This window comes from Qipengyuania aurantiaca (genome assembly GCF_019711375.1).
GTDB classification, from domain to species: Bacteria; Pseudomonadota; Alphaproteobacteria; order Sphingomonadales; family Sphingomonadaceae; genus Qipengyuania; species Qipengyuania aurantiaca.
The window spans coordinates 2,456,751-2,472,142 of sequence record NZ_CP081295.1 but is presented as its reverse complement, the minus strand read 5'-3'; the positions used below and the strand labels follow the sequence as shown (position 1 = coordinate 2,472,142).

Below are 15,392 nucleotides of genomic sequence, written 5' to 3'. Positions count from 1 at the left end.
ATACGCGCAATGGATAACAGGGCCCCTCCCCGCATTTTCAGCCGTCAGCGCCGCAAGGCGGGCTTCCGCCGCGCGCTCGTGCGCCAGTCGCAGCGCGATGCAGCGCGGTATGTGGTCGACGACATGGTCGAGGATGTGCTCGACCGGCTGGAATTCATGCGGTTCGAACCGGCCCGCGTGCTGGTGATCGGCGACTGGACGGGCACGCTTGCGCTGTCACTGCGCGGTCGTCGATCGCAGGTAGAGGAGGCCAATGTCCGCACCCTCGACGAGGAGCGGCCGCTGGACGGCGGCCCTTACGACCTGATCGTCAGCCTCGCCTCGCTCGGAAGGGTGAACGATCTTCCCGGCGCCCTGCTCCATTTGCGCAGCGCGTTGGCAGAGGGCGGCATGCTGATCGCCTCGCTGATCGGTGCGGGCAGCCTCGCCAACCTGCGCCGCGCAATGATCGCGGCCGAGCCCGACCGTCCGGCAGCGCGGATGCACCCGCTGGTGGACAACGCGGCGGCCTCGGCGCTGATGCAGCGCGCGCTGTTCAAGCGGCAGGTGGTCGACAGCCGCAGCCTGGAAGTGGCCTTCCGTTCGCTCGACCGGTTGGTGTCGGACCTGCGCGACCAAGGCCTGACGTCGAGCCTTGCCAACGCCGCTCCGCCGTTGGGCAAGGCGGCGCTGGAGAACGCTCGGGCCGCTTTCCTGACCGCGAGGAACGATCAGGATCGCGTGCTCGAGAACTTCGAGATTCTGACGTTAACCGGCTGGAAAGACTAGCGAAGGCTCGCCTGCGCTGCCGCGAGCCGGGCGATCGGAACGCGGTAGGGTGAGGCGCTGACGTAATCGAGGCCGGTCTTCTCGCAGAACGCGATACTGGCGGGATCGCCGCCGTGTTCGCCGCAGATGCCGAGCTTGATGTCGCCGCGGGTCTTGCGGCCGCGCTCGGCGGCGAGTTCGACCAGCTGGCCAACCCCGTCGATGTCGAGGCTCACGAAGGGATCGCGGGCGAAAATGCCCTTGTCGACATAGTCGGTGAGGAAGCGCCCCGCATCGTCGCGACTGACGCCCAGCGTCGTCTGGGTGAGATCGTTCGTGCCGAAGCTGAAGAACTCGCCCACTTCGGCGATCTCGCCCGCCATCAACGCCGCGCGCGGCAGTTCGATCATCGTGCCGACGAGGTAGTCCACCTTGCAGCCCGAAGCCTCGAACACCTCGCCCGCAACGCGGTCGACGACAGCCTTGAGCAGTTCGAGCTCCCTGCGCGTCGCAACCAGCGGGATCATCACTTCAGGCACCGGTGCCTCGCCGCTCGCCTTGGCGACCTCGCACGCCGCTTCGAAGATCGCCCGCGCCTGCATCTCGTAGATCTCGGGATAGGTAATACCGAGACGGCATCCGCGATGGCCCAGCATGGGGTTGAACTCGTGAAGCTCGCCCGCACGGCGTTTCAGCTGCTCGACGCTCTTACCGGTAGCCGCGGCCAGGTCCTCGAATTCGGCTTCGCCATGCGGCAGGAATTCGTGGAGCGGCGGGTCGAGCAGGCGGATCGTGCACGGCAGGCCCGTCATCATCTCGAAAATCTTGACGAAATCGGCGCGCTGTTCGGGCAGAAGCTTGGCCAGCGCATCGCGGCGGCCCGCCTCGGTGTCGGCAAGGATCATCTGGCGCACCGCGCTGATGCGGTCGGCGTCGAAGAACATGTGTTCGGTGCGGCACAGACCGATGCCCTCGGCTCCGAACTGGCGCGCCATGCGGCAGTCCGTCTCGGTCTCGGCATTGGTTCGAACACGCATGCGGCGATGCTTGTCGGCCCATTCCATCAGCGTGCCGAAATCGCCCGCGAGTTCCGGTTCGATTGTAGCGACCTCGCCCGCCATGACCTGTCCGTTGCCGCCGTCGAGCGTGATGGTGTCGCCCTCTTTCAGCTCGCGATTGCCGATGGTGAGCGTGCGCCCTTCCCTTGCAATCGAGACCTGCGACGCGCCCGAAACGCACGGGCGCCCCATGCCGCGAGCGACAACCGCCGCGTGGCTCGTCATCCCGCCGCGTGCGGTAAGGATGCCGGTGGCCGCGTGCATGCCGTGGATGTCTTCAGGGCTGGTCTCGACGCGGACGAGGATAACCTTCTCGCCCCGCCCTGCCCAAAGCTCTGCCGTGTCGGCATCGAGTACAATCTTGCCACTCGCCGCACCCGGCGAGGCCGGCAGGCCGGTGGTCAGCACATCGCGCGGCGCGTCGGGGTCGAGCGTGGGGTGCAGCAATTGGTCCAGCGCCATCGGATCGACACGCAGGATGGCGGTCTTCTCGTCGATCAGTCCTTCGCCCACCATGTCGACCGCCAGCTTCAGCGCGGCCTTCGCGGTGCGCTTGCCATTGCGTGTCTGGAGCAGCCACAGCTTGCCCTGCTGCACAGTGAACTCGATGTCCTGCATGTCGCGGTAGTGCTTCTCGAGCAGGTCGAAGAGGCGTGCCAGTTCCGCGAAGGCTTCAGGCATGGCCTCTTCCATGCTCGGCTTGTCGGCGCCCGCGGCCTCACGCGCGGCCTTGGTCAGGTACTGCGGCGTGCGGATACCGGCCACCACGTCCTCGCCTTGCGCGTTGACCAGCCATTCGCCGTAATAGGCCTTCTCGCCGGTCGAGGGATCGCGGGTAAAGGCGACGCCCGTGGCGCTGGTGTCGCCCATGTTGCCGAAGACCATCGCCTGTACGTTGACCGCCGTGCCCATGTCGTGCGGGATGTCGTTCAGGCGGCGGTAGATCTTGGCGCGCTCGGTATCCCAGCTGTCGAAGACCGCGCTGATCGCGCCCCACAACTGCTCGACCGGGTCCTGCGGGAAGGGCTTGCCCAGTTCCTGCTCGACGATGGCCTTGTACTCGGCGACGAGCGTCTTCCATTCCTCGGCGCTCAGCTCGGTGTCGGCGTAATAGCCGTTGTCTTCCTTGGTGATTTCGAGCGCTTCCTCGAACAGCCCGTGATCGACGCCAAGCACCACATCGCCATACATCTGGATGAAGCGGCGGTAGCTGTCCCAGGCGAAGCGTTCGTCGCCGCTGGTGTTCGCAAGGCCCTCGACCGTCTCGTCGTTTAGGCCGAGGTTGAGCACCGTGTCCATCATGCCTGGCATCGACACCGCCGCGCCCGAGCGGACCGAAACGAGCAGCGGGTCCGCCGCATCGCCGAAACCCTTGCCCACCGTCTTCTCGACATGGGCGAGCGCGGCCATCACATCGGCGCGCAGCTTCTCCGAAAAGTCGCTGCCGCCGGCGAGGTACTTGAGGCATTCCTCGGTGGCGATGGTGAAGCCGGGAGGGACCGGCAGGCCGATGCTGGCCATTTCGGCGAGGTTCGCGCCCTTGCCGCCGGTGACGGTCTTGTCCTTCTGTCGTGCATTCGAATGCGGAGCCCCGTGCGCATTTGGGCCGCCGAAGGTGAAGACCGTATCGTTCATGTTCATCCTTGCTTGTCTGAACCGTGGAGCACCTGGAGCACGGTCCCGAAGATCAAATTGTCAGCCTTCGATCCGGCTGAAGTCCGCCACTTTGTGCACTGCAGCACGGAAGCGTGCAAGCAGGTCCAGGCGATGTGCCCGCTTGTTTTCTTCCTCCGCATTTACCGTCACTTCATCGAAGAAACGGTCGATCGGCGCACGCAGCGCCGCCAGCGCAGCCATGGCGGCGGAGAAGTCTTCCGCTTCAATGGCCTGCGCCGCTGCCGGTTCCGAATGGGCCAGAGCGTCCATCAGGGCCTTTTCGGCCGGTTCGGGCGTGTAGGAAAGTTCCGCCGCGTGCCGCTCGGACATCTTGGCGTCGATCACCGCCTTCATGTCGGGATCGTCGACCAGAGCGAGCGGGTCTTCCTCTCCGGTGCGCGCGATTTCGCCCTCGATGCCGTGCCAGTCCTCCTTCTTGAGGATATTGGCAGCGCGCTTGTAGCCCGCGAGGAGGTTGGCGCCGTCTTCGGTTTCCATGAAGGACTGAAGCGCCTTCACCCGGGCAAGCAGGCGGACGAGATCGTCCTCGCCACCGAGCGCGAAGACCGCGTCGATGAGATCGTGGCGGACGCCAGCTTCGCGTTGCTGGACTTTGAGGCGGTCGGCAAGGAAGGTCACCAGCGAAGCGATACCGGAAGCCACCGGCGCGAACACATCCTTCGCAATTCGATCGACCATTTCTTGACGGACATATTCCTTAGACCACGCAGCTACGACGTCTTTGGCGACATCGACCTTCGCGTTGCTCAAGGAGACGATCAGACTGCCAACAGTCGATCCCAACTCGTCGCCGAGACGCCCTGCTCGATTCTCCATTGCAACCAGCATGAGGTCTTTAAGACTCAAGCGTATCTCATTGATAAGCAGGAGATTAAGCACGGAAATTGCCGCGCGCCTGAGTGCAAAAGGATCTTTTGATCCTGTTGGCTCTTCTCCTTCCGAGAAAAATCCGACCAACGTGTCCAACTTATCGGCAAGACTGACAGCAACAGTTATGGGTGCCGTTGGCACCTCATCGCTCTGCCCGACCGGCTTGTAGTGATCGCGGATTGCGTCCGCGACTGCATCGGGCCGGCCCTCGGCGCGGGCGTAGTAGCCGCCCATCAGGCCCTGCAGTTCGGGAAACTCCCCGACCATTTCCGTGACGAGATCGGCTTTGGCGAGGCGCGCAGCCTGCTCGGCCATGTCCGGCTCAGCATCTTTGACGATGCCTTCCTCGGCCAGCCAGCGGGCGAGCTTCGCCACGCGGTCCACCTTATCGGCAACGGTGCCCAGCTTTTCGTGGAAGGTGATGCGTTCCAGACCCTTGGCGTGTTCGGCGAGGGTTTTCTTGCGGTCGACATCCCAGAAGAAGCGCGCGTCGGACAGGCGGGCGGCGAGGACCTTGCGGTTGCCGTCGACCACGCGCGCGCCGCCGTCTTCCGCCTCGATATTGGCGGTGCAGATGAAGGCGTTGGCGAGTTCGCCAGCCTCGTCCTCGCAGACGAAATACTTCTGGTTCACGCGCGCGGTGAGCTGGATCGTTTCGGGCGGGACCTCGAGGAAATCTTCCTCGAACCGGCCGAGCAGCGGGACCGGCCATTCGGTGAGGCCTGCATTCTCGATAACGAGGCCCTCGTCCTCGACCAGCTTGAGGCCAGCTTCGGTGGCGACCTTGGCCGCGCCCGAGCGGATGAGGTTCTGCCGTTCTTCATGGTCGACGATGACGTGACCGGCGCGCAGCTTCATCGCGTAGTCGTCGGCATTGCCGATGGTGATGTCGCCCGAATGGTGGAAGCGGTGGCCCAGAGTGACCGAGCCGGAGGTGACGCCGTGCACCTCGCATTCGACCACGTCGTCACCCAATAGCGCGACGATGCCCGACAGCGGGCGAACCCAGCGAAGGCTCTCGGTCGAAATCGAAGCAGCCCCCCAGCGCATCGACTTGGGCCAGCTGAAATCGCGGATGATTGCGGAGATTGCCTCGGCGAGCAGATCACGTGTCGCGCGTCCGGGAATGTTTTTCACGGCGAAGTAGGTCGCCCTGCCCTTCACCTCCCGCGTTTCGAGATCGCCCTTCTCGACCCCCACCTTGCGGCAGAAACCTTCGAGTGCCTGGTCGGGCGCTCCGACCGGAGGGCCTTTCAGTTCTTCGCTGACTGCCTCGGTCGCTTCGGGCAGACCGCGCGCGATCAGCGCAAGACGACGCGGGGTCGACCAGACGGTAATCTCGCCCGTCGTGACACCGGCGGCATCCATCTCACGGCGGAACAGCTTTTCGAGTTCGGCGCGCGCCCCAGCCTGCATACGGGCGGGGATTTCTTCGCTGCGCAGTTCGAGGAGGAAGTCAGACATTGCCCGCCCCCCGAACAAACGCCCGTTCGCGCTGAGCCTGTCGAAGCGCAGGCGAAACGTTGCGGCTGGCCTTCGACAGGCTCAGGCCGAACGGAGGTGGTGCTAGAGCGCTCATTTCGACCACTCCGGATATTTTTCGGCCCACACGGGCGCTTCCTTTTCCATGTGTGCTTCACAGCTTCCCCGTGCGAGGTCGCGGACGCGGCCCATGTAGCTGGCGCGTTCCTGCACGCTGATCACGCCGCGCGCCTGCAGCAGGTTGAAGATATGGCTGGCCTCTACCGCCTGCTCGTAAGCGGCGATGGGGACATTGTGCGCGAGCGCGTTTTTGCACTCGGCCTCGGCCTTGTTGAACAGGTCGAACAGCGCATCGGTCTCGGCGACTTCGAAGTTCCATTTCGACATCTGCTTCTCGTTCTCGAGAAAGACATCGCCATAGCTCACGCCCTGGCCGTTGAAGTCGAGATCGTAGACGTTGTCCACGCCCTGGATGTACATGGCGAGGCGTTCGAGGCCGTAGGTCAACTCGCCCGCGACCGGCTTGCAGTCGAAGCCGCCCATCTGCTGGAAATAGGTGAACTGTGTGACTTCCATCCCGTCGCACCAGACTTCCCAGCCAAGCCCCCATGCGCCCAGCGTCGGGCTTTCCCAGTCGTCTTCCACGAAGCGGATATCGTGCTTCAGCGGATCGATGCCGATCACGCGCAGGCTCTCCAGATAGAGGTCCTGGATGTTCGCCGGGCTCGGCTTCAGGATCACCTGGTACTGGTAATAGTGCTGCAGCCGGTTCGGGTTCTCGCCATAGCGCCCGTCGGTCGGGCGGCGGCATGGTTGCACGAAGGCCGCGTTCCATGGCTCCGGCCCCAGGGCGCGCAGCGTGGTGGCGGTGTGGAAGGTACCCGCGCCCATACGCATGTCGTAAGGCTGCAGGATGAGGCACCCGTTCGCGCTCCAGAAATCGTGGAGCGCAAGGATCATGTCCTGGAAGGATTTTTGCGGATTACGGTCCATGCGGCGCGCAATGGCGCAAGGGCGAAAACGGGTCAATGCCGCAGTGCAACAGGTTCGGGTGTGAATGCCACGACCCAACGCTATTGTCTTAGATACGAAGCAATTACGATCTTTACGTATTTCCAACAGGGATACGCGACGCTTAGTAGGCGCCTAACAGGAGAGAAGAGAATGACTGACGCAAAGCGCCTTTTGAAGACCACGATCTGCGCCGCCGCGCTCGCTTTCGGCCTGCAGGGCTGTGCGACCTATGCCGACGCCGGAACCGTGGCCGCAAGCGAGCCCGCTTTCGTGCCGACCGGCGATGGCCCCGCGCTGTGGAAGGTGGCCGATGAGGACACCACGATCTACATCTTCGGGACGGTCCATGCCCTTCCCGCCGATATCGACTGGAACAGCGGCCTCGTCGCCGAAGCCATCACCTCTTCGCAGACGCTGGTGACCGAAGTCGACATGACGCCCGAGAGCATGAGCGCGCTCGCGCCGATGGTGATGAGCAAGGCCATGCTGCCCGAAGGCCAGACTTTGCGCGGGCTGATGAGTGACGAGCAGCGCGCGAAATACGAGGCCGGGCTCGCCCAGACCGGTATTCCGGCAGAGGCCCTCGACCGTTTCGAGCCCTGGTTCGCCGCCATCACCGTCTTGCAGGTCACCTTGCAGAAGGCTGGCGTCGACGGTGACAACGGCGTCGAGAAGATACTCGAGGCCACCGTGCCCGAAGGCACCGGTCGCGCGGCCCTGGAGACGGCCGAGTACCAGATCGACATCTTCGATTCCCTGCCGCTCGACAAGCAGGTCCCGTACCTGATCCAGTCGGTCGAGAACCCCGACGAAAGCGTCGCCATGCTCGGCCGCATCATCGAGGAATGGAAGGTCGGCGACATCGACGAGCTTGCTGCCATGCTTCAGGAAGGCGCCGAGACCGACCCCCTGCTGATGGAGCGCTTGTTCTATGTCCGCAACGCGAATTGGGCGGGCTGGATCGACGAGCGTCTCGACTCGCCGGGCACCGTGTTCATGGCGGTGGGCGCCGGGCACCTTGCGGGCGAGAAAAGCGTGCAGGACTATCTGGCCGAGCGGGACATCGCGATCACGCGCATCCAGTAAACCGGCCCTTCGCAGGCCGCTCACCGAAACAGCCCTCCGCCTCACCCGAGGCGGGGGGCTTTTGCCTTGCAATTCCTCCCCGCCCCGCTATAGGCGCGCGCTTCGGCGTCATGGTCATCCCTGGAGGCGTGGCGGACCGAACATATCAATCGCATTCGAAAGGTAAGCGACATGAGCGATGCTCTGACACTTCCGGCCGAGACGCGCGAACGGGCAGGCAAGGGAGCCTCCCGTGCACTGCGTCGTGAAGGCCGTGTCCCCGCCGTGATCTATGGCGGCAAGGAAGAACCCACACTGATCCACGTCGAAGCCAAGGAGCTGGTCAAGCAGCTCGGCACCGGCCACTTCATGAACTCGATCGTCACGATCGAACTGGGTGGCAAAAAGGTCAAGACGCTTCCCAAGGACGTGTCGCTTCACCCCGTCAACGACCGCCCCGAGCACGTCGACTTCTTCCGCCTCGGCAAGGGCGCCAAGGTCGATGTGAGCGTTCCGGTCGTCTTCACCAACGAAGAAGGTAGCCCGGGCCTCAAGAAGGGCGGCGTGCTGAACGTTGTCCGTCACGAGCTGGAACTGGTCTGCGAAGCGGACAAGATCCCGAGCGAGATCGAAATCGACGTCACCGGCAAGGAAGTCGGCGATTCGATCCACATCAGCGAACTGAAGCTGCCGGAAGGCAGCGAGAGCGCGATCACGGACCGCGACTTCACCATCGCCACCCTCGTCGCTCCGTCGGCGCTCAAGAAGAGCGAAGGCGCTGAAGGCGAAGAGGGCGAAGGCGACGTCGATCCGCAGGACGTTCCGGCCACCGAGCAGGGCGAAGACGAAGACGCCGCTCAGGAACAGGAAGACAAGAGCGAATAAGCTCTTTTCTATCCGAGAAATCACCAAGGCGCCGGTCTCGAGAGAGGCCGGCGTTCTTGTTTTTCAGCACCGTCAGGTTAGGTGGCACCCATGCAAATCTGGACAGGCCTCGGAAATCCCGGACCGCAATACGCGATGCACCGGCACAATATCGGCTTCATGGTGTGCGACGCCCTGGCCGAAATCCACGGCTTCGGACCCGTGCAGAAGAAATTCTCCGGCTGGGTGCAGGAGGGCCGTATTGGCGGCGAGAAGATCGTCCTCCTGAAGCCTGCGACCTATATGAACGAAAGCGGCCGCGCGGTGGGCGAGGCGATGCGCTTCTACAAGCTCGACATCGAGGACCTGACCGTCTTCCACGACGAGCTCGACCTTGCGCCCTTCAAAGTGAAGGTCCGGCGCGGCGGCGGGCTTGCGGGGCACAACGGCCTGCGCTCGATCAACCAGCATCTCGGCCCCGACTTCCGCCGCGTGCGGATCGGGATCGGCCATCCCGGCAGCAAGGACCGCGTGACCGGCCACGTGCTGGGCAATTATGCCAAGAGCGAGATGGACGCGCTTGCCGACATGCTCGGTGCGATGGGCGCGGAGGCCGAATGGCTCGCCAAGGGCGACGACGTGCGCTTCATGAACGATATCGCGCTGCGGATGCAGGATTGATCTGCTAACGTCTCCTCACGAGAGGAGACCGTGATGCCGAATTTCGACCGCCGCACCCTGCTTGCTGGCGTTGCTGCCACTGGAGCCATCGCTGCCACTGCGCGCGCTGCGCAGGCCGACAAGGTGGAGGCCCCCGCCCCAAATCTTTCGGGCAAGGCGATCCTCATCACCGGCTGTTCGTCAGGCTTCGGAAGGCTGTCGGCGGAACATTTCGCACGGGCCGGTGCGACCGTCTTCGCCACCATGCGCAACACTCCGCGCCCCGAAGCCGAAGAGCTGAAGCAACTCGCCAGCGACGAGAAACTCGACATCCGCGTGATGCGGCTGGACGTGCTGCTCGACAATGAGGTCGCCGACGCGGTCAGCACGGCCGAGCGCGAGATCGGGCGTGGGCTCGATGTGCTGGTCAACAACGCCGGCATCGGCATCACCGGACCGGTCGAAGTGCAGGACATGGAGGCCACCCGCCTCGCCTTCGACACCAATGTCTTCGGCTACCACCGCCTCGTCCGCGCGGTCCTGCCCAATATGCGGGCGCGCGGCAGCGGTCACATTTTCAACATTTCCAGCCAGCTTGGACGCGTCATCGTGCCTTATGCCGGGCACTATTCCGCCACCAAGTTCGCGGTGGAGGCGATGGGCGAGCAACTCGCCTACGAGCTCGTGCCCCACAGTATCGGCGTGACGGTGATCGAGCCGGGCGGTTATCCGACCAAGGTCTGGGTCAACCGCAACCGCTATTCAGCCGAACTGAAATCGCGCGCGCAGGCGATCCATCTCGACGGCTATCCGCAAGTGGTCGCGCGAATGGGCGAGGAGGACGGTTCGGGCCGCAGCGCCGACCCGATGGATATCCCGCGCGCCATGGCCCGCGTACTCGCCATGCCGCCCGGGACGCGCCCCGTCCGCCTGCCGGTCAGCGGGGGCGCGATCCCGCAGACCGCCATCAACGAAGTCAGCGCAAAGACGCAGGTCGAATGGCTGGGCGAAAGCCGCCTCGGCCCGCTGGTGCGCGCCGTTCACAACGCCTGACCAGGTCCTCAGCCGATCGGCATGCCCGGCGGCACATCGGGCAGCAAAGCCTTGTCCTCCAGCGCCGCGGCGAGTTTATCGCTATCGGAAAGAAGCGCGCCGAGGCCGCGGCGCCAGTCCGCCTCCTCGCTCCCGCCGCTGCTATTCACAAGCCGCTCGCCCCAGCGCGCGAGCTGGCCGTCGATCTGCAGCGCAATTGAGCGCGAGAGGCCGCCTTCTCGCGCAGTCCGCGCAAGGTCGAGCGCAATGGTCGTGGCGATCCGGCGCCCCACCGCGCCCTCTGCCGCAAGCCCGTCCGCCCGCGCCAGAAGCCGCGTGGTCACATCGTGCGCGGAAGGCACCTCGCTATCGGAGGCATGCTGCATTTCGAGCCGGTTGAGTCGCTGCGGGTCGAGCAGGCTGTCGAGCACATGCACCGCGCCGATCTCGGTCGCACGCAAGGTATCGAACACGGGGCCACCGGCTGTCGGCATGACCTCGATCGTGGTTGAATAATCGTAATCTGTTGCCGGGCCGTATGACAGCAGCGGTTGCAGCCGCGCAGGCACCGTCAGCGCCTCGGGCGAGAGTGCCGCCATCAAAGCATCGAGCGCGGCGCGCTGGTCAGCACCGGACACCTGCGCAACCTCCACGGCATCACCGGCTAACCCGTGGGGAGCGACGACACCGCCCAAGGCCTTTGCCGCGGCTTCGACCTGATAACGGTGCAGCAACCAAATGGGGACGAAGGCGCGCCGCAGGCTCGGCAAGTCCTGACCGCCGGGGATCGCGTTCACATCGAAGCGCGCCAGCGCGACGCGGCGCACTTCCATGATGCGGGCAAGCTCTGCCACGGGGTCGGCGAAATCGTCCCAGAGCGAACCTTCGGGATTGGCTGCACCGGTCCCGCGCGCATCGGCATCGCCCACGAAGCGCAGCCCCCTCGCCTGCGCCTCGCGCACCATTTCGCGGGCCTCTTCGTCCGTTCGTGCCGCATAGAGGTAACGGATCGCGAATTTGTCCCATTCGCCCACGCCAACGCCATAGGCATCGGCAATGCTGGGCTGGCCGTCGACCAGCGTCACGCGCGGCGCGGGGTAGTCCATCACCGAATAGCGCCCCTGCGACGAGGCGGCGAAGTTATGCGCCAAGCCCAGCGTATGTCCGACCTCATGCGCACCAAGCTGGCGGATACGGGCAAGCGCCGCGGGAACCGGGTCGTTGGGATCGCCCGTATCGGTTAGGCCTGAACCGACCAGCGCCTGGAAAATCAAAATGTCCTGCCGCACCCGTAGCGAGCCGAGCATCACGCTGCCTTTCAGGACTTCGCCGGTTCGCGGGTCGATGATGCTCGGGCCATAGGACCACCCGCGTGTCGCCCGGTTGACCCAATTCACCACGTTGTAGCGCATATCGAGCGGGTCGATATCGGCCGGAAGCACATCGACGCGGAAGGCATCGACGAAACCAGCCGCGTCGAACGCTTCGGCCCACCAGCCAACGCCGTCTATGAGGGCCTGCCGCACCGGCTCGGGCGCTGCACCGTCGACGTAATAGACGATCGGTTCCTTCACCGGAGAACGCGCCGCGGTGGGGTCGGTTTTCTCGAGCCGGTGGCGTTCCGCCAGCTTGGTCAGCATTGAGCGGCCCAGCGGCGCAGAGAAATCGTAGCGCGGGACGGAAAAGGCAAATCCGTATGGGTCGGTGCGCACCGACATGGGCTGCGCTGGCAGCTCTACCAGCGAATGGCGCACCCACAGGGCGATCGTGCCGCTTGCGGGAGACACGTTCCGGAGTTCCGCCGGGGCATCCTTGGCGGTGAATGTCAGCATGGCCGAAAACTCGGCATTCTCGGGAAAAACGCGAACGCGTGCAGGGTCGGCCAGCGAGCCTTCCTTGTTCAGCGCATACCCCTCGCCCAGTTGCTGTGCGAAGCCGAAATGATCCATCGCGAGAAAGGGGGCGATGTCGAAGCTGATGCTGCCGTCCTTCGCGGTCTCGGCGATTTCGCCCACCCACAAGGTTGCCGTGGGAAAGCTGTTCTCGACCGATTCCTGCTGCGCCGCGCTTCCGGAAGGCGCATAAAATCGGGTGTTTTCTAGTTCGGCGACGACCTTCTTGCCCATGCGGCGAAAGCGGATGATGCCGGTGGCGAGCGGCGCGCCGCGATCCACATTGGTCGCCGCCGACCCTACGCCGGTCTCGACCTGCGCGACATAGAGATATCGGCCCGCCACCCCGTCAGAATCGGGCTTGGGCAAGGTGAGGGTAATCGTGCCTTCTTCCACCTTCGTGCTGACGTCGATCAGCCGGTCCTCGGCGCTGGCCGGTGCGGCAGTAAGCGCGGTGGTCAGCGCGAGCGATGCGGCGAAGGCGAAGTGGCGCATGATAATCTCCCCTCTGTCTGTGCCGCGCACCCTATCACCCGATCCTGCCCTGTCGAGCCGCCGCCCGGCCTACAGCGCGCTTCCCCTTGCGCGCCTGAACCGCTAAGGGCGCGCCCAACACTTATTTTCCGGAGTTATCGATGGGTTTCCGTTGCGGGATCGTCGGCCTGCCCAACGTGGGCAAGTCCACCCTTTTCAATGCATTGACCGAAACGCAGGCCGCACAGGCCGCGAACTATCCATTCTGCACGATCGAGCCGAATGTCGGCCAGGTTTCCGTGCCGGACGAGCGGCTCGACAAGATCGCCGCCATTGCCGGTTCGGCCAAGATCATCCCGACGCAGCTCGCCTTCGTCGACATCGCGGGTCTCGTGAAGGGCGCAAGTCAGGGCGAGGGTCTGGGCAACCAGTTCCTCGGCAACATCCGCGAAGTGGATGCCATCGTCCACGTGCTGCGCTGTTTCGAGGATGACGACATCCAGCACGTCGCCAACAAGGTCGATCCGATCACCGATGCCGAAGTGGTCGAGACCGAGCTGATGCTGTCGGACCTCGAAAGCCTCGAAAAGCGCGTGCCGGCGGCCGAAAAGCGCGCCACGGCGGGCGACAAGGAATCCAAGATCATCGCCAGCGTGCTGGGACAGGCCCTCGCCCTGCTGCGCGACGGCAAGCCTGCTCGCCTGACCGAACCCAATGACGAAGAAGAAGCACGCGTGCTGCGGCAGGCGCAGCTGCTCACCGCCAAGCCGGTGCTCTATGTCTGCAACGTGGGCGAGGAAGACGCGGCCACGGGCAACGCCTTCTCCGATCTCGTGTTCGAAAAGGCAAAGGCCGAGGGCGCGCAGGCGGTTGTCGTTTCGGCAGCCATCGAGAGCGAGCTGGTCGCGATGGAAGCCGAAGACCGCGCCGAATACCTTGCCGAACTCGGCCTTGAGGAAAGCGGCCTCAGCCGCGTGATCAAGGCGGGATACAAGCTCCTTGGCCTCAACACCTTCTTTACCGCCGGTCCCAAGGAAGCGCGGGCCTGGACGTTCCCCGAAGGCGCCAAGGCTCCGCAGGCAGCGGGCGAGATCCACACCGATTTCGAACGCGGCTTCATCCGCGCCGAAACGATCGCTTACGAGGACTACATCGCGCTGGGCGGCGAAAGCGGTGCGCGCGATGCGGGCAAGCTGCGCCAGGAAGGCAAAGAATACCTCGTCAAGGACGGCGACGTGATGCTGTTCAAGTTCAACGTCTGAGGACACGCGCTCGATGAAGAAACTGGTCACCGCTCTCGCCCTCGCCACCGCGACCACCCTCGCCGCCTGCGCCCCGCAGGTTGAAAGCGTCTCGGCCGTTCAGTCGGAAGTACGCGAGCCGGTGACCATTCTTGTATCTATCGACGGCTTCCATCCCGACTATCTCGACCGCGGCATCACGCCCACGCTCAGCGGCCTTGCAGAGGGCGGCGTGCGCGCGGCGATGCGCCCTTCCTTTCCCAGCAAGACTTTTCCCAACCACTGGACGCTGGTGACCGGCCTCGTGCCCGACCAGCACGGCATCACTGCCAACCGGATGGAGGATGCTGGCAAGCCCGAAGAGCCTTTCACCATGGCGACGGTCGATCCCTATTGGTGGAACCAGGCCAAGCCCGTCTGGGTCGAGGCCGAGGAAGCGGGCATTCGCTCGGCGGCCATGTTCTGGCCCGGCAGTGCGGTTCCCTGGGGCGGCACGGCGGTGCGCTATGGCCCCGTTACCGACGGCATCCTGCCAAGCGACTGGCAGGCGTTTTCGATGCAGGTTTCGAACACGCAGCGGGTCAATTCGGTGCTCGACTGGGTGCGCCGTCCGGCAGACATCCGGCCCGAATTCCTCACCCTGTATTTCGACACGGTCGACAGCGCCGGGCATGACGGCGGGCCCGACAGCGAGGAAGTGAACGCGGCGCTGCGCGATGTCGATGCGCATATCGCCATGCTGGTGGATGGGCTGGAAAGCCTCGGGCAGCCGGCCAATCTCGTGATCGTGTCGGACCACGGCATGGCGGCAACCAGTTCGGAGCGCGTGATCGCTCTCGACGATGTCCTCGACAGCTCGCTCTACCGCCTCGTCGAATCCGGAGCCTACGCCACCTTCGAGCCAGCCGAGGGCAAGACAAGCGAATTTCGCGAAGCCATCCTCGCCGAGCATGAGCACATGACCTGCTGGGCAAAGCAAAATATCCCGGCGCGCTATCAGTACGGCACGCATGAGCGAATCCCGCCCTATTTCTGCCTGCCCGAAACCGGCTGGACGATCGCTCGCTCCGCTCCGACCTCTTCCTGGACCGGGGGAAACCACGGCTTCGACCCCTTCGCGCCGGAAATGCAGGCACTCTTCATCGCCAACGGCCCGGCCTTCCATGATGGCGTAACGACGCCGATCTTCGCGAACACGCAGCTCGCGCCGCTGCTGCGCCAGCTCGTCGGCCTGCCGCAGGCCGAAGCCGGCGACCCGCTTTCGGGCTCTCTTCTGGATATATTGTCCACAAGCGATTGAGCACGAAGCGGAACGC

At 64.5% G+C, this 15,392-nt stretch carries 11 protein-coding genes; 7 read left to right on the top strand and 4 right to left on the bottom strand.

Annotation, left to right across the window (positions count from 1 at the left end):
* Positions 1-9 precede the first annotated feature (9 nt).
* A complete protein-coding gene (locus K3148_RS12040; protein WP_221425009.1) occupies positions 10-768 on the top strand; it encodes a class I SAM-dependent methyltransferase in 759 nt (252 codons plus the stop codon).
* Here the strand turns inward: K3148_RS12040 and ppdK are convergent.
* From ppdK to K3148_RS12025, 3 genes are all read right to left on the bottom strand, one after another.
* A complete protein-coding gene (gene ppdK, locus K3148_RS12035; RefSeq protein WP_221425008.1) occupies positions 765-3,440 on the bottom strand; it encodes a pyruvate, phosphate dikinase in 2,676 nt (891 codons plus the stop codon). The two genes, K3148_RS12040 and ppdK, sit on opposite strands and share 4 nt — an antisense overlap.
* Before the next feature lie 60 nt (positions 3,441-3,500).
* The gene (glyS, locus tag K3148_RS12030) at positions 3,501-5,816 is read right to left on the bottom strand and encodes a glycine--tRNA ligase subunit beta (RefSeq protein WP_221425007.1); all 2,316 of its coding nucleotides are present in this window, start codon (positions 5,814-5,816) and stop codon (positions 3,501-3,503) included.
* A 111-nt stretch (positions 5,817-5,927) separates the two neighbouring features.
* Positions 5,928-6,827, bottom strand: a complete 900-nt coding sequence (locus K3148_RS12025; protein WP_221425006.1) for a glycine--tRNA ligase subunit alpha — start codon at positions 6,825-6,827, stop codon at positions 5,928-5,930.
* Between the two features lie 171 nt (positions 6,828-6,998).
* Between K3148_RS12025 and K3148_RS12020 the strand changes: the two genes are divergently transcribed.
* From K3148_RS12020 to K3148_RS12005, 4 genes are all read left to right on the top strand, one after another.
* Positions 6,999-7,934 (top strand): TraB/GumN family protein, encoded by a 936-nt coding sequence (locus K3148_RS12020; protein WP_221425005.1) that lies wholly within the window; start codon positions 6,999-7,001, stop codon positions 7,932-7,934.
* Between the two features lie 171 nt (positions 7,935-8,105).
* Positions 8,106-8,798 (top strand): 50S ribosomal protein L25/general stress protein Ctc, encoded by a 693-nt coding sequence (locus tag K3148_RS12015; RefSeq protein WP_221425004.1) that lies wholly within the window; start codon positions 8,106-8,108, stop codon positions 8,796-8,798.
* Positions 8,799-8,888: 90 nt separating this feature from the next.
* On the top strand, positions 8,889-9,458 hold the full coding sequence (gene pth / locus K3148_RS12010) for an aminoacyl-tRNA hydrolase (protein WP_221425003.1): 570 nt from the start codon (positions 8,889-8,891) through the stop codon (positions 9,456-9,458).
* 33 nt (positions 9,459-9,491) lie between these two features.
* Positions 9,492-10,490 (top strand): SDR family oxidoreductase, encoded by a 999-nt coding sequence (locus tag K3148_RS12005; protein WP_221425002.1) that lies wholly within the window; start codon positions 9,492-9,494, stop codon positions 10,488-10,490.
* A gap of 8 nt (positions 10,491-10,498) precedes the next feature.
* Here the strand turns inward: K3148_RS12005 and K3148_RS12000 are convergent, their stop codons facing one another.
* The gene (locus tag K3148_RS12000; protein WP_247711574.1) at positions 10,499-12,856 is read right to left on the bottom strand and encodes a zinc-dependent metalloprotease; all 2,358 of its coding nucleotides are present in this window, start codon (positions 12,854-12,856) and stop codon (positions 10,499-10,501) included.
* A gap of 140 nt (positions 12,857-12,996) precedes the next feature.
* Between K3148_RS12000 and ychF the strand changes: the two genes are divergently transcribed.
* Together ychF and K3148_RS11990 are read left to right on the top strand one after the other, a co-directional pair.
* The gene (ychF, locus tag K3148_RS11995; RefSeq protein ID WP_221425001.1) at positions 12,997-14,097 is read left to right on the top strand and encodes a redox-regulated ATPase YchF; all 1,101 of its coding nucleotides are present in this window, start codon (positions 12,997-12,999) and stop codon (positions 14,095-14,097) included.
* Between the two features lie 13 nt (positions 14,098-14,110).
* Positions 14,111-15,376, top strand: coding sequence for an alkaline phosphatase family protein (locus K3148_RS11990; RefSeq protein ID WP_221425000.1), 1,266 nt, complete (start codon positions 14,111-14,113; stop codon positions 15,374-15,376).
* Positions 15,377-15,392: the final 16 nt, after the last annotated feature.

Bases quoted from the DNA above. Each gene is read 5' to 3' on its own strand.
- glyS (WP_221425007.1), bottom strand. From the start codon at position 5,816: ATGTCTGACTTCCTCCTCGAACTGCGCAGCGAAGAAATCCCCGCCCGT.
- K3148_RS12015 (WP_221425004.1), top strand. From the start codon at position 8,106: ATGAGCGATGCTCTGACACTTCCGGCCGAGACGCGCGAACGGGCAGGC.
- K3148_RS12025 (WP_221425006.1), bottom strand. From the start codon at position 6,827: ATGGACCGTAATCCGCAAAAATCCTTCCAGGACATGATCCTTGCGCTC.
- K3148_RS12040 (WP_221425009.1), top strand. From the start codon at position 10: ATGGATAACAGGGCCCCTCCCCGCATTTTCAGCCGTCAGCGCCGCAAG.
- ppdK (WP_221425008.1), bottom strand. From the start codon at position 3,440: ATGAACGATACGGTCTTCACCTTCGGCGGCCCAAATGCGCACGGGGCT.
- K3148_RS12020 (WP_221425005.1), top strand. From the start codon at position 6,999: ATGACTGACGCAAAGCGCCTTTTGAAGACCACGATCTGCGCCGCCGCG.
- pth (WP_221425003.1), top strand. From the start codon at position 8,889: ATGCAAATCTGGACAGGCCTCGGAAATCCCGGACCGCAATACGCGATG.
- K3148_RS12000 (WP_247711574.1), bottom strand. From the start codon at position 12,856: ATGCGCCACTTCGCCTTCGCCGCATCGCTCGCGCTGACCACCGCGCTT.
- K3148_RS11990 (WP_221425000.1), top strand. From the start codon at position 14,111: ATGAAGAAACTGGTCACCGCTCTCGCCCTCGCCACCGCGACCACCCTC.
- ychF (WP_221425001.1), top strand. From the start codon at position 12,997: ATGGGTTTCCGTTGCGGGATCGTCGGCCTGCCCAACGTGGGCAAGTCC.
- K3148_RS12005 (WP_221425002.1), top strand. From the start codon at position 9,492: ATGCCGAATTTCGACCGCCGCACCCTGCTTGCTGGCGTTGCTGCCACT.